General features: G+C 66.5%; 28 protein-coding genes. 9 read left to right on the forward strand and 19 right to left on the reverse strand.

The genetic code is table 11. The annotated features are described in order from the left end of the window. Window positions 1-36 precede the first annotated feature (36 nt). The gene (locus VPA02S_RS29310; protein ID WP_062366956.1) at window positions 37-954 is read left to right on the forward strand and encodes an alpha/beta fold hydrolase; all 918 of its coding nucleotides are present in this window, start codon (window positions 37-39) and stop codon (window positions 952-954) included. A 28-nt stretch (window positions 955-982) separates the two neighbouring features. Then, window positions 983-1,879 carry an arginase family protein gene (locus VPA02S_RS29315; protein ID WP_062367156.1) on the forward strand — a complete coding sequence of 299 codons (897 nt, stop codon included), beginning with the start codon at window positions 983-985 and terminating at the stop codon, window positions 1,877-1,879. 83 nt (window positions 1,880-1,962) lie between these two features. On the opposite strand, the gene VPA02S_RS29320 is transcribed toward VPA02S_RS29315, so the two are convergent. Further along, window positions 1,963-2,562 (reverse strand): NADPH-dependent F420 reductase, encoded by a 600-nt coding sequence (locus VPA02S_RS29320; protein WP_062366958.1) that lies wholly within the window; start codon window positions 2,560-2,562, stop codon window positions 1,963-1,965. Between the two features lie 23 nt (window positions 2,563-2,585). Beyond that, window positions 2,586-3,320 (reverse strand): SDR family NAD(P)-dependent oxidoreductase, encoded by a 735-nt coding sequence (locus VPA02S_RS29325; RefSeq protein ID WP_062366960.1) that lies wholly within the window; start codon window positions 3,318-3,320, stop codon window positions 2,586-2,588. A 110-nt stretch (window positions 3,321-3,430) separates the two neighbouring features. On the opposite strand from VPA02S_RS29325, the gene VPA02S_RS29330 reads away from it, so the two are divergent. Further along, the gene (locus VPA02S_RS29330; RefSeq protein WP_012747869.1) at window positions 3,431-3,808 is read left to right on the forward strand and encodes a winged helix-turn-helix transcriptional regulator; all 378 of its coding nucleotides are present in this window, start codon (window positions 3,431-3,433) and stop codon (window positions 3,806-3,808) included. Window positions 3,809-3,927: 119 nt separating this feature from the next. Here the strand turns inward: VPA02S_RS29330 and guaA are convergent, their stop codons facing one another. The 4 genes from guaA to guaB all read right to left on the reverse strand — a co-directional run bounded on the left by guaA (window position 3,928) and on the right by guaB (window position 7,794). Continuing rightward, window positions 3,928-5,544 carry a glutamine-hydrolyzing GMP synthase gene (gene guaA / locus VPA02S_RS29335; protein WP_062366962.1) on the reverse strand — a complete coding sequence of 539 codons (1,617 nt, stop codon included), beginning with the start codon at window positions 5,542-5,544 and terminating at the stop codon, window positions 3,928-3,930. A 12-nt stretch (window positions 5,545-5,556) separates the two neighbouring features. After that, on the reverse strand, window positions 5,557-5,976 hold the full coding sequence (locus tag VPA02S_RS29340) for a type II toxin-antitoxin system VapC family toxin (protein ID WP_062366964.1): 420 nt from the start codon (window positions 5,974-5,976) through the stop codon (window positions 5,557-5,559). 11 nt (window positions 5,977-5,987) lie between these two features. Beyond that, on the reverse strand, window positions 5,988-6,236 hold the full coding sequence (locus tag VPA02S_RS29345; protein ID WP_062366967.1) for a type II toxin-antitoxin system Phd/YefM family antitoxin: 249 nt from the start codon (window positions 6,234-6,236) through the stop codon (window positions 5,988-5,990). An 88-nt stretch (window positions 6,237-6,324) separates the two neighbouring features. Further along, entirely contained in the window at window positions 6,325-7,794 is a 1,470-nt protein-coding gene (gene guaB, locus VPA02S_RS29350; RefSeq protein WP_012747865.1) for an IMP dehydrogenase, read from the reverse strand. Between the two features lie 179 nt (window positions 7,795-7,973). On the opposite strand from guaB, the gene VPA02S_RS29355 reads away from it, so the two are divergent. Beyond that, complete coding sequence (locus VPA02S_RS29355) at window positions 7,974-8,486, forward strand: DUF4124 domain-containing protein (RefSeq protein ID WP_062366968.1); 513 nt, start codon at window positions 7,974-7,976, stop codon at window positions 8,484-8,486. 15 nt (window positions 8,487-8,501) lie between these two features. Here the strand turns inward: VPA02S_RS29355 and VPA02S_RS29360 are convergent, their stop codons facing one another. After that, window positions 8,502-8,837, reverse strand: coding sequence for an RnfH family protein (locus VPA02S_RS29360; RefSeq protein ID WP_062366970.1), 336 nt, complete (start codon window positions 8,835-8,837; stop codon window positions 8,502-8,504). Next, window positions 8,837-9,283 carry a type II toxin-antitoxin system RatA family toxin gene (locus tag VPA02S_RS29365; protein ID WP_062366972.1) on the reverse strand — a complete coding sequence of 149 codons (447 nt, stop codon included), beginning with the start codon at window positions 9,281-9,283 and terminating at the stop codon, window positions 8,837-8,839. Before VPA02S_RS29365 ends, VPA02S_RS29360 begins: the two co-directional genes overlap by 1 nt. 62 nt (window positions 9,284-9,345) lie before the next feature. On the opposite strand from VPA02S_RS29365, the gene smpB reads away from it, so the two are divergent. The 5 genes from smpB to VPA02S_RS29390 all read left to right on the forward strand — a co-directional run bounded on the left by smpB (window position 9,346) and on the right by VPA02S_RS29390 (window position 12,135). Further along, window positions 9,346-9,822 carry an SsrA-binding protein SmpB gene (smpB, locus tag VPA02S_RS29370; protein ID WP_012747861.1) on the forward strand — a complete coding sequence of 159 codons (477 nt, stop codon included), beginning with the start codon at window positions 9,346-9,348 and terminating at the stop codon, window positions 9,820-9,822. A gap of 94 nt (window positions 9,823-9,916) precedes the next feature. After that, window positions 9,917-10,297 (forward strand): COG4315 family predicted lipoprotein, encoded by a 381-nt coding sequence (locus VPA02S_RS29375; protein ID WP_062366974.1) that lies wholly within the window; start codon window positions 9,917-9,919, stop codon window positions 10,295-10,297. Window positions 10,298-10,319: 22 nt separating this feature from the next. Then, the gene (locus VPA02S_RS29380; RefSeq protein WP_062366975.1) at window positions 10,320-10,835 is read left to right on the forward strand and encodes a sigma-70 family RNA polymerase sigma factor; all 516 of its coding nucleotides are present in this window, start codon (window positions 10,320-10,322) and stop codon (window positions 10,833-10,835) included. A 16-nt stretch (window positions 10,836-10,851) separates the two neighbouring features. Further along, a complete protein-coding gene (locus VPA02S_RS29385) occupies window positions 10,852-11,667 on the forward strand; it encodes an anti-sigma factor family protein (protein ID WP_062367158.1) in 816 nt (271 codons plus the stop codon). A 72-nt stretch (window positions 11,668-11,739) separates the two neighbouring features. Further along, complete coding sequence (locus VPA02S_RS29390; RefSeq protein WP_012747857.1) at window positions 11,740-12,135, forward strand: COG4315 family predicted lipoprotein; 396 nt, start codon at window positions 11,740-11,742, stop codon at window positions 12,133-12,135. An 81-nt stretch (window positions 12,136-12,216) separates the two neighbouring features. Here the strand turns inward: VPA02S_RS29390 and VPA02S_RS29395 are convergent, their stop codons facing one another. The 11 genes from VPA02S_RS29395 to VPA02S_RS29445 all read right to left on the reverse strand — a co-directional run bounded on the left by VPA02S_RS29395 (window position 12,217) and on the right by VPA02S_RS29445 (window position 26,559). Next, window positions 12,217-13,140: a DMT family transporter gene (locus VPA02S_RS29395; RefSeq protein WP_026284059.1), complete on the reverse strand. Its 924-nt coding sequence runs from the start codon at window positions 13,138-13,140 to the stop codon at window positions 12,217-12,219. A gap of 19 nt (window positions 13,141-13,159) precedes the next feature. Then, window positions 13,160-14,995, reverse strand: coding sequence for a translational GTPase TypA (gene typA / locus VPA02S_RS29400; protein ID WP_012747855.1), 1,836 nt, complete (start codon window positions 14,993-14,995; stop codon window positions 13,160-13,162). Then, the gene (gene truB, locus VPA02S_RS29405; RefSeq protein ID WP_062366977.1) at window positions 14,992-15,948 is read right to left on the reverse strand and encodes a tRNA pseudouridine(55) synthase TruB; all 957 of its coding nucleotides are present in this window, start codon (window positions 15,946-15,948) and stop codon (window positions 14,992-14,994) included. The genes typA and truB overlap by 4 nt, the downstream gene beginning before the upstream one ends. 2 nt (window positions 15,949-15,950) lie before the next feature. Then, window positions 15,951-16,322 carry a 30S ribosome-binding factor RbfA gene (gene rbfA / locus VPA02S_RS29410; protein ID WP_012747853.1) on the reverse strand — a complete coding sequence of 124 codons (372 nt, stop codon included), beginning with the start codon at window positions 16,320-16,322 and terminating at the stop codon, window positions 15,951-15,953. A gap of 24 nt (window positions 16,323-16,346) precedes the next feature. Further along, the gene (gene infB, locus VPA02S_RS29415; protein ID WP_062366979.1) at window positions 16,347-19,301 is read right to left on the reverse strand and encodes a translation initiation factor IF-2; all 2,955 of its coding nucleotides are present in this window, start codon (window positions 19,299-19,301) and stop codon (window positions 16,347-16,349) included. A 24-nt stretch (window positions 19,302-19,325) separates the two neighbouring features. After that, a complete protein-coding gene (gene nusA / locus VPA02S_RS29420; protein WP_012747851.1) occupies window positions 19,326-20,810 on the reverse strand; it encodes a transcription termination factor NusA in 1,485 nt (494 codons plus the stop codon). A gap of 17 nt (window positions 20,811-20,827) precedes the next feature. Further along, window positions 20,828-21,466, reverse strand: coding sequence for a ribosome maturation factor RimP (gene rimP, locus VPA02S_RS29425; RefSeq protein WP_062366981.1), 639 nt, complete (start codon window positions 21,464-21,466; stop codon window positions 20,828-20,830). A gap of 169 nt (window positions 21,467-21,635) precedes the next feature. Next, entirely contained in the window at window positions 21,636-22,835 is a 1,200-nt protein-coding gene (locus VPA02S_RS29430) for a YbfB/YjiJ family MFS transporter (RefSeq protein ID WP_062366983.1), read from the reverse strand. Between the two features lie 19 nt (window positions 22,836-22,854). After that, complete coding sequence (locus tag VPA02S_RS29435) at window positions 22,855-24,489, reverse strand: ABC transporter ATP-binding protein (RefSeq protein WP_062366985.1); 1,635 nt, start codon at window positions 24,487-24,489, stop codon at window positions 22,855-22,857. Next, entirely contained in the window at window positions 24,486-25,532 is a 1,047-nt protein-coding gene (locus VPA02S_RS29440; RefSeq protein WP_062366987.1) for an ABC transporter permease, read from the reverse strand. Before VPA02S_RS29440 ends, VPA02S_RS29435 begins: the two co-directional genes overlap by 4 nt. Then, window positions 25,525-26,559, reverse strand: a complete 1,035-nt coding sequence (locus tag VPA02S_RS29445) for a microcin C ABC transporter permease YejB (RefSeq protein WP_062366989.1) — start codon at window positions 26,557-26,559, stop codon at window positions 25,525-25,527. The genes VPA02S_RS29440 and VPA02S_RS29445 overlap by 8 nt, the downstream gene beginning before the upstream one ends. Between the last annotated feature and the right edge of the window lie 20 nt (window positions 26,560-26,579).

The following is a 26,579-nucleotide window of genomic DNA, read 5'->3' on the forward strand; positions in this document are numbered from 1 at the left end:
CTTGGCTGCGGTCAGCAGGAGGTGGAACATGGCGCCATGTCTTCGCCAAGGCACCGATACATCAGCGTCGGCGGCACGCAGATCTTCTACCGCGAAGCGGGGCCGCCGGATGCGCCGGCGCTTCTTCTGCTCCATGGGTTTCCGTCGTCGTCCGTGCAGTTCCGCCATCTCTTGTGGACGCTGGCCGATCGATGGCGGCTCGTCGCACCCGACTTGCCGGGCTTTGGATTCAGCGCCGTCCCCGACCACCGCCATTTCGCCTACACCTTCGCTCATCTTGCCGAGGTGATCGAAGGCTTTGTCCGGGCCATGGGCATCGAGCCTCGCGCCCTTTACCTTCACGACTATGGAGCGCAAACCGGATTCCGGCTGCTCGCAAGCGCGGCCCTGCGGCCGGCGGCTCTCGTCATCCAGAACAGCGAGGCTTATTTCGATGCGGGCCGTACCGATGCATGGTCGTCCGCCGAAGCCTATTGGCGTGATCCCTCGGATGCCAACCGCGAGAGGATGCGTGCTTCGCTTCTCAATGAAGACGGCATCCGCAGCGAGTTCGTCGAACAGCTTCCCGCCCACATCGCCGAGCGCATCGATCCCGCGGTCATCCGCCTGGCATGCGACCACGTCCAGCGGCCGGGCGTGGCCGATGCGCTGCTCGATCTTCATCGCGACTATGGGAGCAACGTCGCGTTCTATCCTGCGATCCAGGCGTACCTGCGCCGCTCTCGCCTTCCGACCCTGATCCTCTGGGGACGGTGCGATCAGTACTACCGGCCAGCGCAGGCGGAGGCCTTTCGCCAGGACCTGCCGGATGCCGCGATCGAATACTTCGACGGCGGCCACTGGCTTCTCGAGACGCACCCTGGCGAGGTGGCTGCGGCCGTGCAGAACTTTTTGCAGCGGCACCTCGCGCCGCCGGCCCTTCGTCCACTTCACGAAATGCGAGGCGTCCAATGAAAGAACCCGTCTTGCCGTGGAGCACCTGATGCCGACCCGACGCTATGCCATCCTTGAAGCGCCCTCCACGCTCGGCCTGTCGACCGACGGCGTGGAGCGCCTGCCCGGCCGGCTGCTGGAACTGGGACTCGCAGACCGCATCCATGCGCGCCGTGCCGGGCGGCTGGCCGTTCCGCCGAAAGACCCGAAGCCCGATCCATCCACCCTGGTGCTGAATGCCGATGCGATCGCGTCGTGGTCGCCCACGCTCGCCGATGCCGTGGAGAAGGTGCTGGACGCGGGCGAATTCCCGATGGTGCTCGGCGGCGACTGCACGATCGTGCTGGGTTCGATGCTCGCGCTGCGCCGGCGCGGCCGCTACGGCCTGTTCTTCATCGACGGCAACGCCGATTTCTTCCAGCCCGAGGCCGAACCCAACGGCGAGGGTGCGTCCATGGACCTGGCCTTCGTCACCGGCCACGGGCCGGCGCTGCTGACCAACCTGGAAGGCCACCGTCCGCTGGTGCGGCCCGAGGACACCGTCGCCTTCGCGTTCCGCGACCACGAAGACCAGGCCCAATTCGGCAGCCAGCCTTTGCCGGCGGAGCTCATGGCCTGCGATCTCCCCACCATCCGCCGCCTGGGTGTCGAAGCCGCAACCCGTGCGGCCATCGACCACCTGACGCGGCCCGAGCTCGACGGCTTCTTCATCCACCTGGACGCCGATTGCCTCGACGATGCCCTCATGCCGGCGGTCGATTTCCGCGTACCGGGCGGGCTGTCATGGGACGAACTGTCGACCGCGCTCCGGCTCATCCTGGCGAGCGGAAAGGCCGTCGGCATGGAGGTCACCATCTACAACCCGCGCCTCGACGAGGATGGCAGCGCCGGCAGCGGCCTTGTTGCGGTGCTGGCCGAGGCGCTGGGGACGGCCGCGCCTGCTTGAGGGGCTGGGGCCTCCCGGCGAATCGTGGCCGCCCCTTACCCACGAGGCGGGATCGCACCGAAATTCGCGATCCCGATTCATCATCAATCGAACTTGACCAAGTCCTTGAAGATCAGCTGACCCCAGCTATTTCCGCGCGCCTGCACAAGCAGTCCACCTTCCGAAAGCCCGCCAAGCTTGATCGGCGCGAAACCGAGGTTTTCCGCAAGCGCACCGATCTCCGCCGCGGCGCCGTCATCGTCGCTCGCGAGGAACACGACTCTCCTGCCGCCATGTACGGCCGGGTCTTGTTCAAGGACCGCGGCCGCCAAATGGTTGAAACCCTTGACCAGCCGTCCACCAGAGAAGGCCTGCGCGACGGCCTTGGAAGAAGGCTGTCCTCCCAGTTCCTCGGGGGACACGCCGTAGGCATTGGTCACGTCGACGATGGTCTTTCCTTGCCAGCTGGGCAGCGCCTTCGCGACATCCTTGTGCGACTCGAACCGGACAGCCAGAAAGACGACGTCCGCCTTGACGGCTTCCGCCAGGGTTTTGGGAATGACCTCGGGCCCGATCGCGGCCGCGGCGGATGCAAAGCTTTCCGGGTCGCGCGTGGTTGCAACGGATACCTCGATGCCGCTTCGGGCAAACGCCTTGGCCAGGGCCTGGCCGATGCTGCCGAAGCCGATGATTGCGTAGCTCATGGATTTCCTTTTTGGTTTTCGCGTCAGATTTGCGCCAGGCCGCCGTCGGCGGCAACCTCGCTGGCGGTCATGAAGCTGCTGTCCTGCGACGCGAGAAATGCGGCCACCGCTCCGATCTCCGCCGGATCGGCCATGCGCTGGAGCGGATTCATCGATGCGAAGACCTTCATGCCCTCCTCGCCCAGCGCCGCCTTCGCGAGTTCGGTCGCCGTGGGCCCGGGTGACAGCACGTTGACCCGGATGCCGGTGCCCTTCAGGTCCTCCGCCCAGGTCCGCGCGAGGTTGCGCACCGCCGCCTTGCTTGCGCTGTAGGTGCTGAAGGCCGGGGCACCCGTGGTGCCGGCGCTCGAACCGGTCAGGATGATCGATGCGCCCTTGCCCATCAGCGGCAGCGCCTTCTGGACCGTGAAGACCGTGCCCTTCACATTGGTGTCGAAGGTTTCGTCGATGTGCTCGGCGGTGATCTTGCCGAGCGCAAGCGGGCTTCCCGCCCCGGCATTGGCAAAGACGATGTCGAGGGTTCCGCGCTCGGCCTTCACCGCCGCGTAGAGCCGGTCGAGGTCGGCCTCGTCGGAGACCGAACCCTTCACGGCGCGGGCATTGGGCCCGAGTTCGGCCACTGCGGCGTCGAGCGCTTCCTGCCGGCGGCCGAAGATGAAGACGAAGGCGCCCTCCTCGATGAAGCGCTTTGCCGCGGCGCGGCCGATGCCGGTGGCGCCGCCGGTGATCACGGCGGTCTTTCCATTCAGTCTGGTCATGTCATGGGATCCATAGTTGAAGTTGCACGGAAGCAGGGAACTGCTTGAGAACAAGTATGGAGTTCTGATAACCTAAGGACAAGTATGCACTTTTTGGTAAGTATGAAAAAATGACGACGCCTTCTTCTCATCCAACCTGCGGTACCGGCGGCTTCTCCTGTGGGCTCGATGCCACGCTGCGCATCATCTCGGGCAAGTGGAAACCGTTGATCCTGTTTTTCCTGCGCGACGGCCCGAGGCGCTACGGCGAACTCAAGCGCTTGATCGAAGGCGTCAGCGACAAGGTGCTGATCCAGCATCTGAAGGATCTGGAGGCCGATCGCGTGCTGGCGCGGACCGACTACAAGGAGGTACCGCCGCGCGTGGACTACGCGCTGACCCCGCTCGGCCGCAGCCTGGCCGAAGCGATCGTTCCGCTGTGCACCTGGGGAACCGAGCACATGGCGGAAGTGGCAAGCATCTTCGCCAAGCGCGAAACTTTGTCCTAGCGGGATGGAGAAGAGCCGCTGAGTCGGAAGACCCTCCGCATTCGCGGGAGGGCGGCTGGTGGAATTCTTCCGATCAGAGTGTCAGGCTGCGCGGCAGCGGCCGGACGCGGCATCGTTCTTCACTCCCACTCGATCGTCGCCGGCGGCTTGCTCGACACGTCGTAGGTCACGCGATTGATCCCGCGCACTTCATTGATGATGCGCCCCGACACCTTCTTGAGCAGCGCGTACGGCAGCTCGGCCCAGTCGGCGGTCATGAAGTCGCTGGTCTGCACGGCGCGCAGCGCGACCACGTAGTCGTAGGTGCGGCCGTCGCCCATCACGCCCACGCTCTTCACCGGCAGGAACACGGTGAAGGCCTGGCTCGTGAGGTCGTACCAGCTCTTGCCGCTCTCGTCCTTGAAGTTGCGCAGCTCCTCGATGAAGATTGCGTCGGCGCGGCGCAGCAGATCGGCGTATTCCTTCTTCACTTCGCCGAGGATGCGCACGCCCAGGCCGGGGCCCGGGAACGGATGGCGGTACACCATTTCGGGCGGCAGGCCGAGTGCCACGCCGAGTTCGCGCACCTCGTCCTTGAACAGGTCGCGCAGCGGCTCGAGCAGCTTGAGGCCGAGCTGCTCGGGCAGGCCGCCCACGTTGTGGTGGCTCTTGATGGTGACGGCCTTCTTGCTCTTGGCACCGCCCGACTCGATGACGTCGGGGTAGATGGTGCCCTGCGCGAGGAAGGTGGCGCCCTTGTGTCCCCCGTCGCCCGCCTTGAGCTTGGCGGCTTCCTGCTTGAACACGGTGACGAACTCGCCGCCGATGATCTTGCGCTTGGCTTCGGGGTCGCTCACGCCCGCGAGCTTGCCGAGGAACAGCTCGCTCGCATCGACGCGGATCACCTTCGCATGCAGCTTGCCCTCGAACATCTCCATGACCATGTCGCCCTCGTCCAGGCGCAAGAGGCCATGGTCGACGAACACGCAGGTCAGCTGGTCGCCGATGGCGCGATGGATCAGCGCGGCAGCCACGCTCGAATCGACGCCGCCCGAGAGGCCGAGGATGACTTCCTCATCGCCCACCTGCTCGCGGATCTTCGCCACGGCCTCGGCGATGTGGTCGCGCATGACCCAGTCCGGCTTCGCCTCGCAGATGCCGAGCACGAAGCGCTCGAGGATCGCCTTGCCCTGCACCGTGTGCGTGACTTCGGGGTGGAACTGCAGCGCGTAGTAGCGGCGCGCCTCGTCGGCCATGCCGGCGATCGGGCAGCTGTCGGTGCTGGCCATGAGCTTGAAGCCGGGCGGCAGCTCGGTGACCTTGTCGCCATGGCTCATCCACACGTTGAGCATGCCGTGGCCTTCGGGCGTGGTGAAGTCGGCGATGTCCTTCAGGAGCGCGGTGTGGCCATGCGCGCGCACGGACGCAAAGCCGAACTCGCGCTTGTGGCCGCCCTCGACCTTGCCGCCAAGCTGGTGCGCCATGGTCTGCATGCCGTAGCAGATGCCGAGGACGGGAATGCCGAGATCGAACACGGCCTGCGGGCACTTGTCGGTGGTTTCCTCGTACACGCTCGCGTGGCTGCCCGAGAGGATCACGCCCTTCAGGTGCCCATCGGCCGCGTACTCGCGCACCCATTCGTCGCTGACGTCGCAGGGATGCACTTCGCTCAGCACATGCGCCTCGCGCACGCGGCGCGCGATGAGCTGCGTGACTTGCGAGCCGAAATCGAGGATGAGGATCTTGTCGTGTTGCATGGGCGTTGGGACTCAGAGCGTTGAAATGTCGAACAGCTTGACGCCCGCCTTGGGCGCGGCCTGGATGAGTTGCTCGTCGAAAGTGGCGAGCGGGAGATTGAGCGAGCGCGCGAGCCAGAGGTAGCCCGCATCGTAGAGCGACACGCCGGCATCGATGGCCACCGCCAGCACGGCCTTGTGCTGCGCGGGTGCGAGTTCGTGCAGCTCGACGCGGTGGCGGATGGCGTCGAGCACGCTCCACAGCCCTTCGACCGCGGACGCCGGAATGCGGCCGCTGCGCACGCCGTTGGCAAGGATGTTGGCGCACTCCCACTGCCAGGCGTTGGGCGCCTGCGGCTCGACCTCGTCGCGGCGGATGGCGGCGTAGAGCTTGCGGGTGTGTTCGCTGGCCTGGTCGGGCAAGAGCCAGGCGGCGGTGACGGAGGCGTCCATGACGAAGGCTGTCACGATTGGCGCCCTGCGTCGAGCAGCGCGCGGACCGATTGGCCGGGCTGGATGGTGGCGTGCAGTGCGTCGATCTGGCCGAGTTCGCGCTCGATCTGCTCGTCGGTGATGACCGGCTTGCGCCGCACCGGCAGCATGCGCACGACTTCCTTGCCGTGGCGGGTGATGCGAACCTCCTCGCCCTTTTCGACCAGGTCGATCAGGGCCGAGAAGTTGTTCTTGGCTTCAGCGATGCCGATGGATTGCATTTAGGCCAGAAAATTTGAATCTGGCCTGAATTCTAATGCCAATCTGGCCTGACTTTCAAGGTCTGGCCAGATTGGGCCTGCTCATCACTTATTCAGCGCGGTAGTTCGGCGCTTCTTTCGTGATCTGCACGTCGTGCACGTGGCTCTCGCGGATGCCGGCCGTGGTGATTTCGACGAACTCGGCCTTGTTCTTCATCTCTTCGATCGTGGCGCAGCCGCAGTAGCCCATGCTCGCGCGCAAGCCGCCCGACATCTGGTAGACGATCGACACCATCGAGCCCTTGTACGGCACGCGGCCTTCGATGCCTTCAGGCACAAGCTTGTCGGCGTTGGGATTGCCGGTGGTGGATTCCTGGAAATAGCGGTCGGCACTGCCCTGCTGCATGGCGCCGATGGAGCCCATGCCGCGGTAGCTCTTGTAGCTGCGGCCCTGGAACAGCACGATCTCGCCGGGCGCCTCTTCAGTGCCGGCGAACATGCCGCCCATCATCACGGTGCTTGCGCCCGCGGCAATGGCCTTGGCGATGTCGCCCGAATAGCGGATGCCGCCGTCCGCAATCAGCGGAATGCCGGTGCCCTGCAGCGCGGTGGCGACGCTGTCGACCGCCATGATCTGCGGCACGCCCACGCCGGCCACGATGCGCGTGGTGCAGATCGATCCGGGGCCGATGCCGACCTTGACCGCGTCGGCACCGGCATCGGCCAGCGCGCGGGCCGCATCGCCGGTGGCGATGTTGCCGCCGATCACGTCGACCTGCGGATAGTTCTTCTTGACCCAGCGCACGCGCTCGATCACGCCGGCGCTGTGGCCGTGCGCGGTGTCGACCACGATGGCGTCGACGCCAGCCTTCACGAGCGCTTCGACGCGCTCCTCGGTGCCCGCGCCGACGCCGACCGCCGCACCCACGCGCAGGCGGCCGCTCGGGTCGCGTGCGGCGTTGGGAAAGCTGGTCTGCTTGGTGATGTCCTTGACGGTGATCAGGCCCTTGAGCTCCCATGCGCTGTTGATGACGAGCAGGCGTTCGAGCTTGTGCTTGTTGAGCAGCGCCTTGGCCTCGGCCAGCGTGGTGCCGTCGGGCACGGTGATGAGCTTGTCGCGCGGCGTCATGATCTCGCTCACCGGCACGTCGTAGCGGTTCTCGAAGCGCAGGTCGCGCCCGGTCACGATGCCCACCACCTTGCCGCCGTCGAGCACCGGGAAGCCCGAGATGCCGAGTTCGTCGGACAGCTGCATGACCTGCAGCACGGTGTGCGTGGGGGTGATCACCACGGGATCGCGCAGCACGCCCGATTCGTAGCGCTTCACCTTGGCCACCTGCGCGGCCTGCTCGGCGGCGGTGAAGTTCTTGTGCACGATGCCGATGCCGCCTTCCTGCGCGATCGCGATCGCGAGGCGTGCTTCGGTCACCGTATCCATCGCGGCGGAGACCAGCGGCAGATTCAGCGTGATGTTGCGGGAGAAACGGGTGGCGAGGGAGGTGTCCTTGGGCAGGACCTGGGAGAACGCTGGCACCAACAACACGTCGTCGAAGGTGAGCGCTTTGCCGAGAAGGCGCATGGGTGAAGCTCCAAAAGACGGATTGTAGCGACCGTCGGTACTTACCCGCCCTGCCAGGGGCTTCAGCCAAGCCCCGCCGGGCCGGCAAGGCGGCGAAAACGTAGCCAAATCCCAACTCGCCGGCAACGAAAGCCGGGCGCTCTCATGTTGCAAAACGTAAGGAAGGCTAAACTCGCCGCATGAAATTCGCGCATTGGCTCGTACTGGGATGTGTTTGCCTGCTGCCGCTCTCGGCCAGCGCGCAATGGCAATGGATCGACAAGAGCGGCAAGAAGGTCTTCAGCGACCAGCCGCCGCCGACGGACGTGCCGGAAAAGAACATCCTGCGCCGCGCGGGTTCTCCGCCGCCCAGAGGCGGCTCGGTGCCGGCCGCTGCCGACGCCGACGCGCCCGACGCCGCAGCACCCAAGGCCGCGGCCGCGCCCAAGCCCGCGGGCGTCGACAAGGAGCTCGAGGAAAAGACCAAGAAGGCGCAGGCCGAGGAAAAGGCCAAGCAGGCCGCCGAGGCAGAGAAGAACGCCAAGGCCAAGGCCGACAACTGCGACCGCGCGCGCCAGGGCAAGGCCACCTTCGACAGCGGCATCCGCGTCGCCAAGATCAACGCGAAGGGCGAGCGCGAAATCATGGACGACGCGGCCCGGGCCGCCGAGCAGAAGCGTCTTCAGTCGATCATCGAAAGCGACTGCAAATAAGCAGCCCGCACCGGTTCAGTAGCCGGCCTTGCCGCCCTTGCGGCGGTTCGCGAAAAGACCGGTGCCGCGCGCACCCTGGCGCTGGAAGCGCTCGCGGCGCGCCACCTTCGGATCGACCGCCAAGGGCCGGCACAGTTCGACGCGGTCGCCGTCCTCGAGCGGCTGCTCCCAGCCGACTTCCCTGCCCCAGATTCCCGGCGTCATGGCCTCGCGCCAATCGAGCTGCGGAAAGCGCTGCGAAAGATCGCTGGCCGTCACGGCATCGGCCACGGTAGCTGGGGGCGCGAGCCGCAGCACCTGCTCGAACACCTCGCGCGGCGCGGGCGAGCAGCAGAGCGTGACTTCGATCATCAGGACGTGCCGTAGACCTGCTCGGCGCGCTTGACGAAGGCTTCGACCAGGCTGGAGGCCACGGTGTCGAACACCGGCCCCACCAGCGCCTGCAAAGCAAAGTTGCTGAAGCCGTAGCTCATGTGCAGCTCGACGCGGCAGGCGCGCTCGCCGGGCTCGCCCACGGGCGCAAACTTCCAGAGGCCGTCGAGGTTGGAGAAGGGTCCATCGACCAGCTTGAGGTGCACCTCGCGCCCCGGCACGTGGGTGTTGCGGGTGGTGAAGCTCTGGTGCAGGCCGGCAAAGGCCAGGCCCACTTCGGCGGTCATGCCGGCCTCGTCTTCCTCGATGACCCTGGACTTGTCGCACCAGGGCAGGAACTGCGGATATTTCTCCACGTCGGTGACGAGCGCGTACATCTCTTCGGCGCTGTACCAGATGAGGACGGACTTGTTGACGGTTTTCATAGAATCGGGACAGCGTGCGCGACGGATTGTATTGAAGCCATGCGCCCCCACCTTTCCGAGCCATGGCCACCAAGAAACAAGATACCTCCTCCCGCATTGCCGACAACAAGAAGGCCGCGTACAACTATTTCTTCGAAGAACGCTTCGAGGCCGGCATCGTCCTCGAAGGCTGGGAGGTCAAGTCCCTGCGCGAGGGCAAGGTCCAGCTGACTGACGGCTACGTGGTGATCCGCGACGGCGAGCTCTTCGTCGTGGGCCTGCAGATCAACCCGCTCAAGAGCGCTTCGACCCACGTCAACCCTGACTCCATCCGCACCAAGAAGTTGCTGCTGCACAAGGAAGAGATCCGCCGCCTGGTCGGCAAGGTCGAACAAAAGGGCTACACGCTGGTGCCGCTCAACCTGCACTGGAAGGCCGGCAAGGTCAAATGCGAAATTGCGCTGGCCAAGGGCAAGGCCGAGCACGACAAGCGCGACACCATCAAGGACCGCGAAGGCAAGCGCGAGGTCGAGCGCGCGATGAAGAGCCGCAGCCGCTAGTTCTTTTTTTGCGCGGCATGGAATAAAACGCCGCTTGCAGGCGTTTGTGCGGTGTCATCGGATCGTCGGTGCCACCAACTTCCAGGAGTCTTCCATGCCGCCTCTTCGCCTTTCCTGCGCCGGCCTTGCCGCTGCGCTGCTTTCCGGCCTGCTCGCGCTTCCCTCGTTCGCCCAGCCCAAGGCCGCCGACGGCGCATTGGTCGGCCCGAACGGCATGACGCTCTACACCTTCGACAAGGACACGGCCGGCAGCGGCAAGTCGGCCTGCAACGGCGGCTGCGCGGCCAACTGGCCGCCCTTCATGGCCACCGACAGCGACAAGCCGGCCGGCGACTTCACCATCGTCACGCGCGACGACGGCAAGAAGCAATGGGCCGCCAAGGGCTGGCCGCTCTACTACTGGTCCAAGGACAGCAAACCGGGCGACAAGACCGGCGACGGCGTCGGCGGCGCCTGGAAAACCGCCAAGCCCTGATCCTCGCGCGCTCCCGCTCCCCATGGACGCCCGCCTGCTGGCCGACCAGATCCCGAGCCTGCGCCGCTATGCGCGCGCGCTCACGGGCAACGCCTGGGCGGCCGACGACTTGGTGCAGGACACGCTCGAGCGGGCCTGCAGCAAGTGGCGGCTCTGGGTGGTGGGCAGCGACCTGCGCGCCTGGCTGTTCACGGTCATGCACAACATCTTTGCGAGCCAGCTGCGGCGCACGCCGCCTCCGCACAGCGTGGTGCCGCTGGAGGACGCGGTGCAGGAGCTGCACGGCGCCGCCGATCCGGGCCGCGACCCCGGCATGGGCCTGGACCTGCAGCGCTGCCTGATGCAGCTGCCCGAAGAGCAGCGCGCCGTGCTGCTGCTCGTCACGCTCGAAGACCTTTCCTATGCCGAGGTGGCCAAGGTGCTCGGCATCCCCGCCGGCACCGTGATGTCGCGCCTGTCGCGCGCCCGCGTCCGGCTGCAGGAGCTGATGGATGGCGCCGCTGCGCCGCATCGCCCCGGACTGCGCCGCCTCAAGTGAAACCTGCCGCTCCATCATGAATCGCCCTGCCCCGCCCCCCACCGACGACGAGTTGCATGCGCTCATCGATGGCCAGTTGGCACCGGAACGCCACGCCGAGCTCGAGGACGCCGTCGCGCACGATCCGGCCCTTGCGGCGCGGGTGGCGGCCTGGCGCACCCAGCGCGACGCACTGCGCCGGCTGCATGGAGAGCTGCTGGTAGAGCCCGTGCCCGCGCCCCTGATGAACGCGCTCGATCGCAGCCAGGCCCGGCGAGGCCATTGGATGCGATGGGGCGGCATGGCGGCCGGCGTGCTGGTTGCCTTTGCCGCCGGCTGGCTCGGCAATGCCCAGTGGTCGATGCAGCGCGCCGCTTCGGCTCAGTTGGCCAGGGCGCCTGCGATGCGCGAGTTCGTGCACGACGCCTCCATTGCCCACGCCGTCTATGCGCCGGAAAAAAGGCACCCGGTCGAAGTGGCTGCCAGCGAGCAGCAGCACCTCGTGCAGTGGCTGTCCAAGCGCCTGGACAGGCCGCTCAAGGTGCCGGACCTGACCGCCATGGGCTACACGCTCGTCGGCGGCCGCCTCTTGCCCGGGGAAAGCGGCGCGCGCGCCCAGTTCATGTTCGAGGACGCCGCCGGCGAACGCATCACGCTCTACATCGGCACCCTCGACAGCCAGGCCGCCGCCGGCACCGCCGCATCGCGCGAAACAGCCTTCCGTTTCGCGTCCGAAGGACCGGTGCCCAGCTTCTATTGGATCGACCAGGGCTTCGGCTATGCCGTTGCCGGCAAGCTACCGCGTGAAGTTTTGCTGAAACTCGCGACGCTCGCCTACCGCGATTTGTCGTGAGGCCGGCATAAACTGCCGTGTCGCGCAACCACTGCCTTGTTTTCGCGATTTTTCAACTGAAGGAGAAACTGCATGAAATTGCTCAGCGCCTCGATCCTCGCGGCGGCATTGCTCGCCGGCTGCGGCGGCATGTCCAACAAGACCGCCAGCGCCCCCGACACCCCCACCCGCACCGCCGATGGCGTGCTGGTCGGCCCGAATGGCATGACGCTGTACACCTTCGCCCGCGACACGGCCGGTGCAGGCACCTCCGCCTGCAACGCCCAGTGCGCCGCCAACTGGCCGCCGCTGCCGGTGGCCGAAACGGCCAAGCCGATGGGTGGCTACACCATCATCGTGCGCGAAGACGGCAAGAGGCAGTGGGCCTACAAGGGCTGGCCGCTCTACTACTGGACCAAGGACAGCAAGCCGGGCGACAAGACCGGCGACGGCGTCCTGAACGGCGCCTGGAAGGTGGCCCGCCCCTGATTCCGTGATCGCCTGATCGCGCTCCAACTCGAAGGCCCGGCAGATGTCGGGGCCTTTTCTTTTTTGGCTCGCGCAAGCGGCTCAGTGGGCGGTGGGAAGCGCGTCGTCGGCCACGGTGGCGCGGCGCCCGCGCAGCGCCAGCAGCTCGTTGAAAACCAGCGCACCGATGACCAGCGCGCCGCCGGTCAGCACGCTCGCAGCCGGCTCCTCGCCCGCGCCGATCCAGGCCAGTGCAATGCCGAAGATCACCTCGAGCAGCGCGAGCAGCGCCACCTCGGGCGCCTTGAGCACCTGCGCGCACAGGACCGCCAGCACGCAGGGAATGGCCAGCTGGAAAACACCGAGGAAAGCGAGCAGGCCGAGATCGTGCGCATTGGCCTGGAACGGCAAGGCAAAAGGCAGCGTGAGCAGCGCGCTCAGCGCCGCGCCGATCAGCACCGCGGGAACCAGGTCGATGTCATGTCCCTTGGCGCGCGCATGCTGGACCACCGTCCAGTTGGTGGCGCCCGCGAGCGGCACGCACAGCGCCACCAGCGTTCCGAGCAGCGATCCGCCCGCCGCTCCGCCCTGCATCAGTTGCGTGCCGTACATCCACGCGATGCCGAGGCCGGCCACCACGATGGCCACCCAGGTCCGCACGGGCAGGCGGTGGCCGATGAAGAGGCGCGCGGCCAGCGCAGTGAGCAATGGGCCCAGCGACATCGTGACCAGCACGCTGGCCGTCGAAGCCAGCGTGAGCGCCACCATGAAGGCCGTGAACATCACGGTCCAGCAGACGCCCGAGATCCAGAGCTCGCGCCCGCCCGAACGGATCTGCGAGAACACCGCCCGGCCCCGCCAAAGCGGCAAGATCACCAGCAGCGCAAGCATCGTGAAGAAGCTGCGCCAGAAGGTGATCTCGAAACTGTGGGCCTGCGCCAGGTGCCGCGTGACAACGCCCGCCGTGGCCCACATCAGGGTCACGGCAACCATCAGCCACACGGCCCCGCCGTGGGTCAGGCGCAGCAGCACGGCTGGATGGCGATCAGCTCGCCATTTCGCGGCTGGCGCGCTTGCGCTCGTTTTCCTTGAGGAAACGCTTGCGCAGGCGCACGCTCTTGGGCGTGATCTCGACCAGCTCGTCGTCCTCGATGAATTCCACGCCGTATTCCAGCGTGAGTTCGATCGGCGGCGTGATCTTGATCGCGTCTTCCTTGCCCGAGACACGGAAGTTGGTCAGCTGCTTGGTGCGCGTGGCGTTCACCACCAGGTCGTTGTCGCGGCTGTGGATGCCCACGATCATGCCTTCGTACACCGGATCGTTCGCCTTCACGAACATGCGGCCGCGGTCGTCCAGCTTGCCCAGGGCGTAGGTGAAGATTTCACCGTCGTCCATGGAAATCAGCACGCCGTTCTTGCGGCTGCCGATCTCGCCCTTGTGCGGCTCGTAGCTGTCGAAGATGTTGCTGATGAGGCCCGAGCCGCGCGTCAGGTTCAGGAATTCGTTGGTGAAGCCGATCAGGCCACGCGCCGGAATGCGGTACTCCAGGCGCACGCGGCCGCGGCCGTCCGGTTCCATGTTGACCAGCTCGCCCTTGCGCTCGCCCAGGGCCTGCATCACGCCGCCCTGGTGCTGCTCTTCGATGTCGGCCGTCACCAGCTCGATCGGCTCGTGCTTCTCGCCGTTGACGGTGCGGAACACCACGCGCGGCTTGGACACGGCCATTTCATAGCCTTCGCGGCGCATGTTTTCCAACAGGATGGTCAGGTGCAGTTCGCCGCGGCCCATCACCTCGAAGATGCCTTCCTCGTCGGTTTCGTTCACGCGCAGCGCCACGTTGTGCTGCAGTTCCTTCTGCAGGCGGTCCCAGATCTGGCGGCTGGTGACGAACTTGCCTTCGCGGCCGGCCAGCGGGCTGGTGTTGACGCAGAAGTTCATGGTCAGGGTCGGTTCGTCGACCTTGAGCATGGGCAGCGGCGACGGGTTGGCCGGGTCGGTCACGGTCACGCCGATGCCGATGTCGGCAATGCCGTTGATCAGCACGATCTCGCCCGGGCCGGCTTCGGTGGCCTGCACGCGGTCCAGGCCCTGGAAGGTCAGCACCTGGTTGACGCGGCCCTTGACGGTCTTGCCGTCCGGACCTTCCATCACCAGCACGTCCATCATGGGCTTGAGCGTGCCCTGGCTGATGCGGCCCACGCCGATGCGTCCGACGAAGGTCGAGAAGTCGAGCGCCGAGATCTGCAGCTGCAGCGGTGCGTCCGGATCGCCCTTCTGCGCCGGCACATGCTTCAGGATGGTGTTGAACAGCGCCGACATGTCGGGGCCCCACTGCTCGCCGGGCGCACCCTCTTCGAGCGACGACCAGCCGTTGATGCCCGAGGCGTACACCACAGGGAAGTCCAGCTGTTCGTCGGTGGCGCCGAGCTTGTCGAACAGGTCGAAGGCGGCGTTCACCACCTTGTCGGGGTTGGCGCCCGGCTTGTCGACCTTGTTCACGACCAGGATCGGCTTCAGGCCCAGGGCCAGCGCCTTCTTGGTCACGAAGCGCGTCTGCGGCATCGGGCCTTCCTGCGCGTCGATCAGCAGCACCACGCCGTCGACCATCGACAGCGCGCGCTCCACTTCACCGCCAAAGTCCGCGTGGCCGGGGGTGTCGACGATGTTGATGTGCGTGCCTTCCCAGGTCACGGCGCAGTTCTTGGCCAGGATCGTGATGCCACGTTCCTTTTCGATGGCGTTGTTGTCCATCACCGTGTCGACCACTTTCTCGTGCTCGGCAAAGGTGCCCGACTGCCGCAGCAGCTGGTCGACCATCGTGGTCTTGCCATGGTCGACGTGGGCAATGATGGCGATATTGCGGATTTGCTTGGTACTCATGGTGTCGCTTCGGTCTGTTGTGCGTTCAAAAGAATTTGCTGGATTTCGATGGGGTTCAGCAAGCGCCCCGGGATCAGTTCGCCGGCGCTCACATGGGCGGTGCCCAGGAACGCCTGCGGGTCGGTGCCGAACACGGCCACCGCTTCGGCATCGGCCCAGCCGCCACGGCGGCGCAGGCCTGAAAGAAAACGTGCCGCATCTTCGGCGGCGAGCGTGACGCGGCTGTGGCCCTCGACCAGTGCTTCGGCAGGCAACAGGCGTGCCAGGCGCTCCTCTTCGGCCATGGCTTCGAGCGCCTCGATCGTGACGCACTCCGTCTCGCCGAAACCGCCCGTGGCCGTGCGGCGCAGCGACGTGAGGTGCGCGCCGCAGCCCAGTGCCTCGCCGATGTCCTCGCCCAGCGTGCGAATGTAGGTGCCCTTGCTCACGCACGCAACGATGCGGATGCGGGAGCCGTCCAGCTGCGTCAGCGCGAGCTTGTGAATGATGACGTCGCGCGGCGCGCGCTCGATCTCGATGCCTTCGCGCGCGTACTCGTACAGCGCCTTGCCGTCCTTCTTGAGCGCGCTGTGCATCGGCGGAACCTGCCGGATCGGGCCGGTGAACTGCACTTCGACGCGGGCCAGGTCTTCCGCGGTGACATGCACCGGGCGCTCGGCAATCACCTCGCCCTCGGCGTCGCCGGTGGAGGTCTTGATGCCAAGGCGTGCCGTGGCCTCGTAGGTCTTGTCGGCATCGAGGTGCAGCTGGCTGAACTTGGTGGCCGCGCCAAAGCACAGCGGCAGCACGCCGGTGGCCAGCGGATCGAGCGTGCCGGTGTGGCCCGCTTTTTCGGCGCGCAGCAACCACTTGGCCTTCTGCAAGGCCTGGTTGCTGGAGAGTCCCAGCGGCTTGTCGAGCAACAACACCCCATGCACAGGGCGCCGCTGCACCCTTGTGCGTGGCGCATTCATCGCTAGTCGTCTTTCGAACGCGAAGCGACGGCCTGCGCGATGAGCGCATTCATGTCGGCCGCACGCTCGGTGGTGCGGTCGAACAGGAAGTGCAGCGTCGGCACGGTGTGGATGTGCAGGCGCTTGAACAGGCCGTTGCGCAGGAACCCCGCGGCCTGGTTCAGCGCCTCGGTGGTCTCGGTCACGTCGCCCGTGAGCATGCTGAAGTAGATCTTCGCGTGCGCATAGTCGGGCGTGACCTCGACCGCCTGGATCGTGACCATGCCCACGCGCGGGTCCTTCAACTCGCGCGCGATCAGCTCCGTCAGATCGCGCTGGATCTGGTCGGCAACCTTGAACGCGCGGTTGGGGGCGGCGGCTTTTCTCTTGGGCATGGATACGGTCGCATCGAACGCTTGTTACAGCGTACGGGCGATCTCCTTGATTTCAAAGAACTCGAGCTGATCGCCCTCTTTGATGTCGTTGTAGTTCTTGAGCTTGATACCGCACTCGAAGCCTTCGCGCACTTCGCGGACGTCGTCCTTCATGCGCTTGATCGAGTCGACTTCGCCGGTATAGATCACCACGTTGTCGCGCAGCAGGCGGAAATGCGCACTGCGGTTGACCGAGCCCGAGGTGATGTAGGAACCCGCGACCGTACCGATCTTCGAGGCCACGAACACCGTGCGGATCTCGGCCGAGCCGATGATTTCCTCGCGGCGCTCCGGTGCCAGCATGCCCGACATCGCGACCTTGATCTCGTCCACGGCGTCGTAAATGATGCTGTAGTAGTTCAGCTGCACGCCGTTGCCTTCGGCCAGCTTGCGCGCGCCGGCATCGGCACGCACGTTGAAGCCGATCACGATGGCCTTGGAGGCGATCGCCAGGTTGATGTCGCTTTCGCTGATGCCGCCCACGCCGGCGTACACGATCTGCACCTTGACCTCGTCGGTCGCCAGCTTGAGCAGCGACTGGGCCAGCGCTTCCTGCGAGCCCTGCACGTCGGCCTTGATGATGATGCGCAGCGTCTGCACTTCGCCGGCCGAGAGGTCGGTGAACATGTTCTGCAGGTTCGCGGCCTGGGCCTTCGCCAGCTTGGTGTTGCGGAACTTGCCGGCACGGTAGGTGGCGATTTCGCGCGCACGGCGCTCGTCGCTCATCACCATGAACTCGTCGCCCGCCTGGGGCACTTCGGTCAGGCCCTGGATCTCGACCGGGATCGACGGGCCGGCCGACTTGATGGTCCTGCCGTCTTCGTCGAGCATGGCGCGCACGCGGCCATAGGTCGAACCTGCCAGCACCACGTCGCCGGTCTTGAGCGTGCCGGACTGCACCAGCACGGTCGCGACCGGGCCGCGGCCCTTGTCGAGCTGCGCTTCGATGACCAGGCCCTTGGCGGCGGCATCCACCGGCGCCTTGAGTTCCAGCACTTCGGCCTGCAGCAGCACCTGCTCGAGCAGGTCGTCGATGCCCTGGCCCGTCTTGGCGGACACCGGCACGAACGGCACGTCGCCGCCGTACTCTTCGGGCACCACCTCTTCGGCCACCAGTTCCTGCTTCACGCGGTCCGGGCTGGCATCGGGCTTGTCGATCTTGTTGATGGCAACCACGATCGGCACACCCGCAGCCTTCGCGTGCTTGATGGCTTCCTTGGTCTGCGGCATGACGCCGTCGTCGGCCGCCACCACGAGGATGACGATGTCGGTGGCCTGCGCACCACGGGCACGCATGGCCGTGAAGGCCTCGTGGCCCGGGGTGTCGAGGAAGGACACCATGCCGCGTTCGGTCTGCACATGGTAGGCACCGATGTGCTGCGTGATGCCGCCGGCTTCGCCCGCTGCAACCTTGGCGCGGCGGATGTAGTCGAGCAGCGAGGTCTTGCCGTGGTCGACGTGGCCCATGACGGTCACGACCGGTGCGCGCGGCAGGGCTTCGGCGGTTTGCGCCGACACGTCCTCGTCGGTGAAGGCTTCGGGGTCGTCCAGCGCGGCAACGACCGCGTTGTGGCCCATTTCCTCCACCAGGATCATGGCGGTGTCCTGGTCCAGCGACTGGTTGATGGTCGCCATCTGGCCCAGCTTCATCAATTGCTTGATGACTTCCTGTGCCTTGACGGCCATCTTGTGCGCGAGCTCGGCCACCGTGATGGTTTCGGGCACGTGCACTTCGAGAATGCGCGCCTCCACCGGTGCGGCCTGCACATGCTCTTCGTGGCCTCCGCGGTCATTGCTGCCACGGCGGCCGCGCGGGCCTCCGCGCCAGTTGCCGCGGCCGACACCGCCGCTGGCATCGCCGCGGGTCTTGATTTCCTTCTTCTTGGCAGGATCGCCCGCCCAGCTCGACGAGAGCTTGGCCGACTTGACTTCCTTGCCGGCACCGGCGGCGCCAGGGGCTGCGGCAGCACCCGGTGCGGCCGGCGCGCCGGGGCGCGCTGCGGGCGCGGCCGGCTTGTGCAGCGTGCCCTTGACCGCGGCCTTTTCGGGCTGCGGCTTCTCGGGCGCCTTGTGCGGCACCAGCACGCGGGCCGGTGCGTTCATCATGGCGCGGATGGCTTCGGCTTCGGCCAGGGCCTTGCGGCGGCGCTCGTCCAGGTCCTTGGCGCGGGCGGCTTCCTCGTCGGCACGGGCCTTCGATTCGGCGGCGGCCTTGGCCTTGGCGTCTTCCTTGGCTTGCGTGGCGGCGGTCTGGGCAGCCAGCTTGGTGTCGGCGGCCTGCTGTTCGGCGGCGGCTGCAGCGGCTGCAACAGGCGCAGCAGCCGGCTTGGCCGCTTCCTTGGCGGGCGCGGCCGCGGCTTCGGCGGCAGCCTTCTTCTCGGCGGCGGCGCGTGCGGCTTCCTGCTCGGCCTGCTCTGCGCGCTCGGCCTTCTCGGCCTGTTCGCGTTCGCGGGCTTCGGCTTCTTCGCGCAGGCGGCGCTTCTCGGCCAGTTCTTCTTCCTGGCGGCGGATCAGCTCGGCCTGGCGGCGCGCCTCTTCCTCGCGGCGGGCCAGTTCGGCTTCGTCGATGCGGGGTGCGGCAGGTGCCGCGGCGGGCGCTTCGGCCACCGGTTGCGCTTCGGGCGTGGCCGGGTGGCCGTCGTCGCGCTGGATGAAGGTGCGCTTCTTGCGCACCTCGACCTGGATGGTGCGGGCGCGGCCGGTGGCGTCGGCCTGCTTGATCTCGCTGGTCGACTTCTTCGTCAGCGTGATCTTCTTGCGCTCGGGCTCGGCGGTGCCATGGCTGGCTTTGAGAAAGCCGAGCAGGCGCTGCTTGTCAGCCTCGGTGAGTGCATCGGTGGGTGCCGCCTTGGGCACGCCTGCGCTCTTGAGCTGGTCAAGCAAGGTTTCGGGAGTCTTCTTGAGCTCGTTCGCGAACTCGGCGACAGTGGTACTGGACATATTGGTTTCGTGCCTCCATGACCATCACTCTTGGCCGGCGAACCAATGTTCGCGGGCTTTCAAGATGAGGGCTTTGGCGTCATCGGCGCTGTGGCCGGTGATCTCGGTGAGTTCATCGACCGCGAGGTCGGCGAGGTCGTCGCGGGTGTGCACACCCGCCTCGGCCAGCTTGGGAATCAGCTCGGGGTCGAGGCCTTCGAGGTCGCGCAGATTCTGCGAGACGGTCTCGACGCCCTCTTCCTTGGCGATTTCCATGGTCAACAGCGCATCCTTGGCGCGCGAACGAAGCTCGTTGATGGTGTCTTCGTCGAAGGCTTCGATCTCCAGCATTTCGGAGATCGGCACATAGGCGACTTCCTCGAGGCTGTTGAAGCCCTCGGAGATCAGGATGTCGGCGATTTCCTCGTCGACGTCGAGCTTTTCCATGAACAGCTTGCGGCTGGCGTCGGTTTCGCTCGCCTGCTTCTGGGCCGATTCATTGGCGTCCATGATGTTGATCTTCCAGCCGGTCAGATCGGAGGCGAGCCTCACGTTCTGGCCGCCGCGGCCGATCGCGATGGCGAGGTTTTCCTCGTCGACCACCACGTCCATGGCGTGCTTTTCTTCATCGACCACGATCGACGACACGTTGGCCGGAGCCAGGGCGCCGATCACAAACTGGGCCGGGTCTTCGCTCCACAGCACGATGTCCACGCGCTCGCCGGCGAGCTCGTTGGTCACGGCATTGACGCGGGTGCCGCGCACGCCGACGCAGGTGCCGATGGGATCGACACGCTTGTCGTGCGAGAGCACGGCGATCTTGGCGCGCGAACCGGGGTCGCGGGCGCAGCTCTTGATTTCGAGCAGGCCCTGTTCGATCTCGGGCACTTCCTGGCGGAACAGCTCGATCATGAACTCGGGCGCCGAGCGCGACAGGATGATCGGCGCGCCGCGCAGCGTCAGGTCGACCTCCATGATCATGGCCCGCACGCGGTCGCCGTTGCGCAGGTTTTCCTTGGCGATCATCTCGCTGCGGCGCAGGCGCCCTTCGACGCGGCCGGCCTCCACGATGATGTCGCCCTTGTCCAGGCGCTTGACGGTACCCACGAAGATCTTGTCGCCGCGCGACATGAAGTCGTTGAGCAGCATCTCGCGCTCGGCGTCGCGGATCTTCTGCAGGATGACCTGCTTGGCCGCCATGGCGCCGATGCGGCCGATCGGCACCGAGTCCACCGCTTCCTCGATGTACTCGCCGACCTCGATGTCGGGCATTTCTTCCTTGGCTTCGAACAGGAGGATTTCCTGGTCGGGCAGCTGCAGGCCGGCTTCGTCGGGGACGACGTGCCAGCGGCGGAAGGTTTCGTAGTCGCCGCTGTCGCGGTCGACCGAGACGCGGATGTCCACGTCGCCCTGGTGGAGCTTCTTGGTGGCTTGCGCCAGCGCGGATTCGACCGCGCCGAAAACCACGTCGCGCTCGACGTTCTTCTCGCGCGAGATCGCATCCACCAACATCAACATTTCGCGATTCATGCCACCCACTCCTCTAGTCAGTCCGGAACGTTGGTTCCGTCGTCAATATCCGAAAAACCCGGTTGGGTTTTGGCCTTGCGGCCCTTGAAATCCACAATTGGCGCGAGCCGCGCATCGCGCAGCTCATCCAGCACGAAACCCAGCGCATGCAACTTTGCAGGCGCCCGCTTCTTGCTGACTTTTTGACCCGGTTTGGGCTCCGGCGCATCGCTCCAGACGATTTGCCAGCCCGGGGCCCCGTCGGCCCCCGCCACGCGCTCCAGCGTGCCGCGAAACTTCTTGCGGGCGGCAGACACCTGCCCCGCCGCCGCGGCACCCATGGGCGCCTTGAGCGTGATGTCGATCACCTCGCCCACGAAACGCTCGAAATCCTGCTCATTGCGAAGCGGACGGTCAATACCCGGCGAGGAAACCTCGAGCCGCTTGTAATCGACACCGTCGACCTCGAGCGCAAACTGCAACTGGCGCGTGACCTTCTCGCAATCCTCGACCGTCACGAAGGGTTCGGGAATGCCTGCAGCCACAGCTTCCGATGTGGGGGCAGTCCAGGGCAAATCAATTGTCACGCGCAGCAATCCCCCGGCCGAGCGTTCGATCTCGACCAGGTCGTAGCCGAGACCGGCAACGGTTTGTTCCACTGTCTGCTGCAATGCCACGTGTTTGAATTTGCCTTGTAAAAATGCTTATGCGTGCCACCCGCCCGCCACGGGTGTCACGCATCGAAATTGCATAGACCAAAAAAAACGGGCGGTTGGTACCCGCCCGTTTGGTCGTGAGCCTCGAATTATATGCTATTCCCGTGATAAATGAAGTGGCTTGGGTTGCTCAAAGCGCCACTTTGCGCCGGGATTTTGACCAGACGACGGCAAACAGCACCGAACCGAGCGCCAATGCAGCGGCCGCCACCAGCAGCGGGAGCTCGAAAGACCCGGTCCGCTGGGCCAGCGGCGCCGCAAACAGCGGGCCGATGATCTGCCCGACCCCATAGGAAGCGGTCGCATAGCCGATCAGCCCGGCCGCGGCATTGCCGCGCAGCCGGCGCGCATCCCGCATCGCAAAAAGGGTGATGGCCGTGAAAGGCATGCCCAGCAGCAGGCTGCCGAGCGCAAAGCCGGTGATGGTGGGCCAGGCCACCGACAGCACCACGCCCAGCGCCTGCAGCGCATAGGCCGCGGCCAGCAGCAACCGGTTGTCCCAGTGCACGGGCGCGCGGGCGCCGATCAGCGCGCCGGGGATGATCGCCAGCCCGAACAGCGGCCAGAAGAAGTCGGGCCATGGCGAGCCCGGCAGTGCCTGGCGCGCAATCACCGGCAGGAAGGTGGCGGTGATGATGTAGCCGAAGCCGGCCAGCCCATAGAGCGCGACCAGCCAGACGGCGTCGCTGCGCGCGGAAGGCGACGCGGCCGCACCGGCCTGGGCGGAAGGCGCGCCCGCGGAGCCTTGCCCCGAGGGCAGTTCGCCATCGTCGAACACGCGCCAGATCAGCGCCACCAGCACCACCGCCAGCAGGCCCAGGCCGATCCATCCCGCCTCGGAACCCCAGCGCCCCAGGGCGCCGCCGAGCAGGCCGGTCATCGCGATGCCGATGCCGGGGCCGGTGTAGATCACGCCGGCCAGCGCCGGGGAATGGGTCTCGGCGAGCCGCCGCAGGCCCCAGCCGGACGCAAAGACGAAGACCCAGGCGCTCATCACGCCGGCCGCGGTGCGCAGGATGCCCCAGCTCGTGAAGCTGTGGAGCACCCCCATGCCCACCAGCAGCGCGGCCGTGGCCACCAGGCCGCCGCGCACCATGGTCTTGGCCTGGATGCCGATGGCCGCGCAACTGACCGCGCCCAGAAAGTAACCAAGGTAATTGAGCGAAGCCAGCACGCCGCCCGCCTCGAGCTGGAGCTTTCCCTCGTGCAACATGATCGGCAGCATGGGCGTGAAGGCAAAGCGCCCCAGGCCCATGGCAACGGCCAAGGTCACCATGCACGCCAGTGCCGCGCGCCAGGCACCGCGCCTGTCCCGTCCGATATCCGACATTTCTTGCAATTCCGTTGTTCTATTCCAGCAGCGCGGCGGCCACCAGTTTCTTGGTGTAGGGGTGCTCGGGCGCGTCGAGCACGCGCTCCACTGCGCCGGCTTCGAGGATGGCACCGTCCTTCATCACGATGACGTGGTGCGCCATGGCGCGGATCACCTCCACGTCGTGCGTGATCAGCAGGTAGCTCAGGCCGCGCTCCCGCTGCAGGCGCTGCAGCAGGCCCAGCACCTGCTTCTGGATCGTCACGTCGAGCGCGCTGGTGGGCTCGTCGAGCACCAGCAGCTGCGGGTCGACGATGAGCGCGCGCGCAATCGCGAGCCGCTGGCGCTGCCCTCCGGAGAACTCGTGGGGATAACGGTCGAGCAGCGAGGGAAACTGCGCCTCGCCCAGGCCCACGTCGGCCAGCGCCGCCAGCGCCCGCGCGCGGCGCTGCGCCGTGTCGAGCTCAGGCGCGTGCACGCGCAACCCCTCGCCCACGATCTGCTCGACCGTCATGCGCGGCGAGAGCGAGGAGAACGGGTCCTGGAAAACCACCTGCATGACTCGCCTCAAGGCCAGGTCGGAGCTTCGGTCCACCGCCCAGCCCTTGCCATCCACCTTGAGCGCACCCTGGTGCTTCAGCAGCCCGAGGGCGGCCAGCGCCAGCGTGGACTTGCCCGATCCGGACTCGCCGACCACGCCCAGCGTTTCGCCCGGTGCGATGCGGAAATCCGCGTTCTGCACCGCAATGAATTCGCCCTTGCGGAACCAGCCGGCAAAACCGGGCCGCGGCACCGGGTAGCTCACACGCAGGCCGGTGGCCTCGAGCACCGGCCGCGCGCCGGCACCCGCGGGCACGGCGATGACATCGCGCTGCGGATGGCTGTCGATCAGCTTGCGGGTGTAGGCGTGCTGCGGCGCCTCGAACACGGCCGCCACGGCGCCCTGCTCCACCACGTGGCCGTCTTCCATCACGGCAATCCGGTCGGCGAAGCGGCGCACCAGGTTGAGGTCGTGCGTGATGAGCAGCACGGCCATGCCATGCTTGCGCTGCAGATCGGCCAGCAGCTCGAGGATCTGCGCGCGCACCGTGACGTCGAGCGCGGTGGTCGGCTCGTCGGCCAACAGCAGGCGCGGCTTGCAGGCGAGCGCCATGGCGATCATCGCGCGCTGGCGCTGGCCGCCCGAGAGCTGGTGCGGAAACGCCCTCGCCCGCCGCGCCGGCTCCGGAATGCCGGTGTCGGCCAGCAGCTGCACGGCGGCCGCCTGGGCCGCGCGCGCCGACAGGCCCTCGTGCAGTTCGAGCACCTCGGCGATCTGGTCGCCCACGGTGTAGAGCGCGTTGAGGGCGGTCATCGGCTCCTGGAAGATCATCGCGATCTCCTTGCCGCGGATGCCGCGCAGCTCACGCTCCGGAATCGAGAGCAGGTCGCGCCCGCTTGGCGCATCTGCGGAGCCGAACAAGGTCGCGGTGCCGGCCACGTCGGCGTTCTGCGCCAGGCGCAGCAGCGACAGCGCCGTCACGGTCTTGCCCGAACCCGATTCGCCGACCAGCGCGAGCTTCTCGCCCGCGGCAATGCGGAAGTCGATGCCGTGCACCACCTCCTTGCCGCCGAAGGCCACGCGCAGCTCTTTCACGTCCAGCAGCGGCTGGAGATGCTTGATTTGGCTCACTTGTCGGCCTTCCGCGGATCGAGGGCATCGCGCAGCGCGTCGCCCATGAAGGTGAGCAGCATCAGCGTCACGACCAGCACGCCGAAAGTCGACAGCGAGATCCACCAGGCGTCGATGTTGGCCTTGCCCTGGCTCAGCAGTTCGCCGAGCGAGGGCGTGCCCGGCGGCACGCCCAGGCCCAGGAAATCGAGCGAAGTGAGCGCCAGGATGGCCGCGCTCATGCGAAACGGCAGAAAGGTGACGACCGGCACCATGCTGTTGGGCAGGATGTGGCGCCACATGATCTGCAGGTTGCCCACGCCCAGCGCCCGAGCGGCGCGCACGTAGTCCATCTGGCGGTTGCGCAGGAACTCGGCGCGCACGTAGTCGGCCAGGCCCATCCAGCCGAACAGGCTCAGCAGGATCAGCAGCAGCGCCACGCTGGGCGCGAAGATGGCGCTGAAGATGATCAGCAGGTAGAGCTCGGGCATCGAGGCCCAGATCTCGATGAAGCGCTGGAACGCGAGGTCGATCTTGCCCGCGAAGTAGCCCTGCACCGCCCCCGCCGCCACGCCCAGCACCGTGCCGATGACGGTCAGCGCCAGGCCGAACAGCACGCTCACGCGAAAGCCGTAGATCAGCTGCGCGAGCAGGTCGCGGCCGCGGTCGTCGGTGCCGAAGAAGTTCTCGCCCGAAGGCGCCGCGGGATTGGGCTGGGAAGCAAAGTAGTTCAGCGTGCGCGGACCGTAGCGGTTGGGTGCATAGAGCGCCCAGTTGGCGCCCTCGGTGATGCGCTTCTGGATGAAGGGATCGAGGTAGTCGGCGGGCGTTTCGAAGTCTCCGCCGAAGGTTTTCTCGGAATAGTCGCGCAGCACCGGGAAGTAGGTCTGCCCGGCGTAGCGCACGACCAGCGGCTTCTCGGTGGACAGCAGCTCGGCGAACAGGCTCAGCACCACCAGCGTCGAGAAGATGACCAGGCTCCAGAACCCCAGCGGATTGCGGCGGAAGCGGCGCCAGGCGCGGCGGCCCGGGCTCGCGGAAACGACAACGGCGGCGCTAGTCAAACTTGACCCTCGGATCGACCCAGACGTAGCAGAGGTCGGAAATCAGCTTGGTGACCAGGCCGATCAGCGTGAACAGGTAGAGCGTGCCCAGCACCACGGGATAGTCGCGGCGGATCACGCTCTCGTAGCTCAGCAGGCCCAGGCCGTCGAGTGTGAACAGCGTCTCGATCAGCAGCGAGCCGGTGAAGAACGCGCCGATGAAGGCCGACGGAAAGCCGGTGATGATCGGGATCAGCGCGTTGCGGAACACATGCTTCCAGAGCACCTGCCGCTGCGACAGTCCCTTGGCGCGCGCGGTCAGCACGTACTGCTTGCGGATCTCCTCGAGGAAGGAATTCTTGGTGAGCATGGCGGTGACCGCAAAGCTGCCGAGCACCATCGACGTGACCGGCAGCGCGATGTGCCACAGGTAGTCGACGATGCGCGCGCCCCAGTTCATGCTCTCCCAGTTGGGTGACGTGAGGCCGCGCAGCGGAAACCACTGCAGCTGCCCGCCGAAGATCACCAGCAGCGCCACCCCCAGCACGAAGCCCGGAATGGCGTAGCCGACCAGCACGATCAGCGTGGTGACGAAGTCGAAGCGCGTGCCGGCCCTCACGGCCTTGGCCACGCCCAGCGGCACTGCGATCAGGTAGCTGATGAAGAAGGTCCAGAGGCCGAGGCTGATCGACACCGGCATCTTCTCCTTGATGAGCTGCCAGACGTCCTTGCGCTGGTAGAAGCTGGTGCCCAGGTCGAAGCGTGCGAACGACTTCAGCATGGTCCACAGGCGCTCGTGGGCGGGCTTGTCGAAGCCGTAGAGCTTGCGGATGTCCTCGACGCGCTGCGGGTCGAGGCCCTGGCGGCCGCGGTAGCCGGCGCCGCTGGCCGCGGCCCGCTCGCCACCCGAATCGCGCCCCTGCAACTGCGCCACCATCTGCTCGACCGGGCCGCCCGGCACGAACTGGATCACGCCGAAGGTGATGACGAGCACGCCCAGCAGCGTGGGGATCATCAGCAGCAGGCGCTTGAGGATGTAGCTGGTCATTCGGTGTTCATGTCCGGTGC

This window comes from Variovorax paradoxus NBRC 15149, assembly GCF_001591365.1.
GTDB lineage: Bacteria > Pseudomonadota > Gammaproteobacteria > Burkholderiales > Burkholderiaceae_C > Variovorax > Variovorax paradoxus.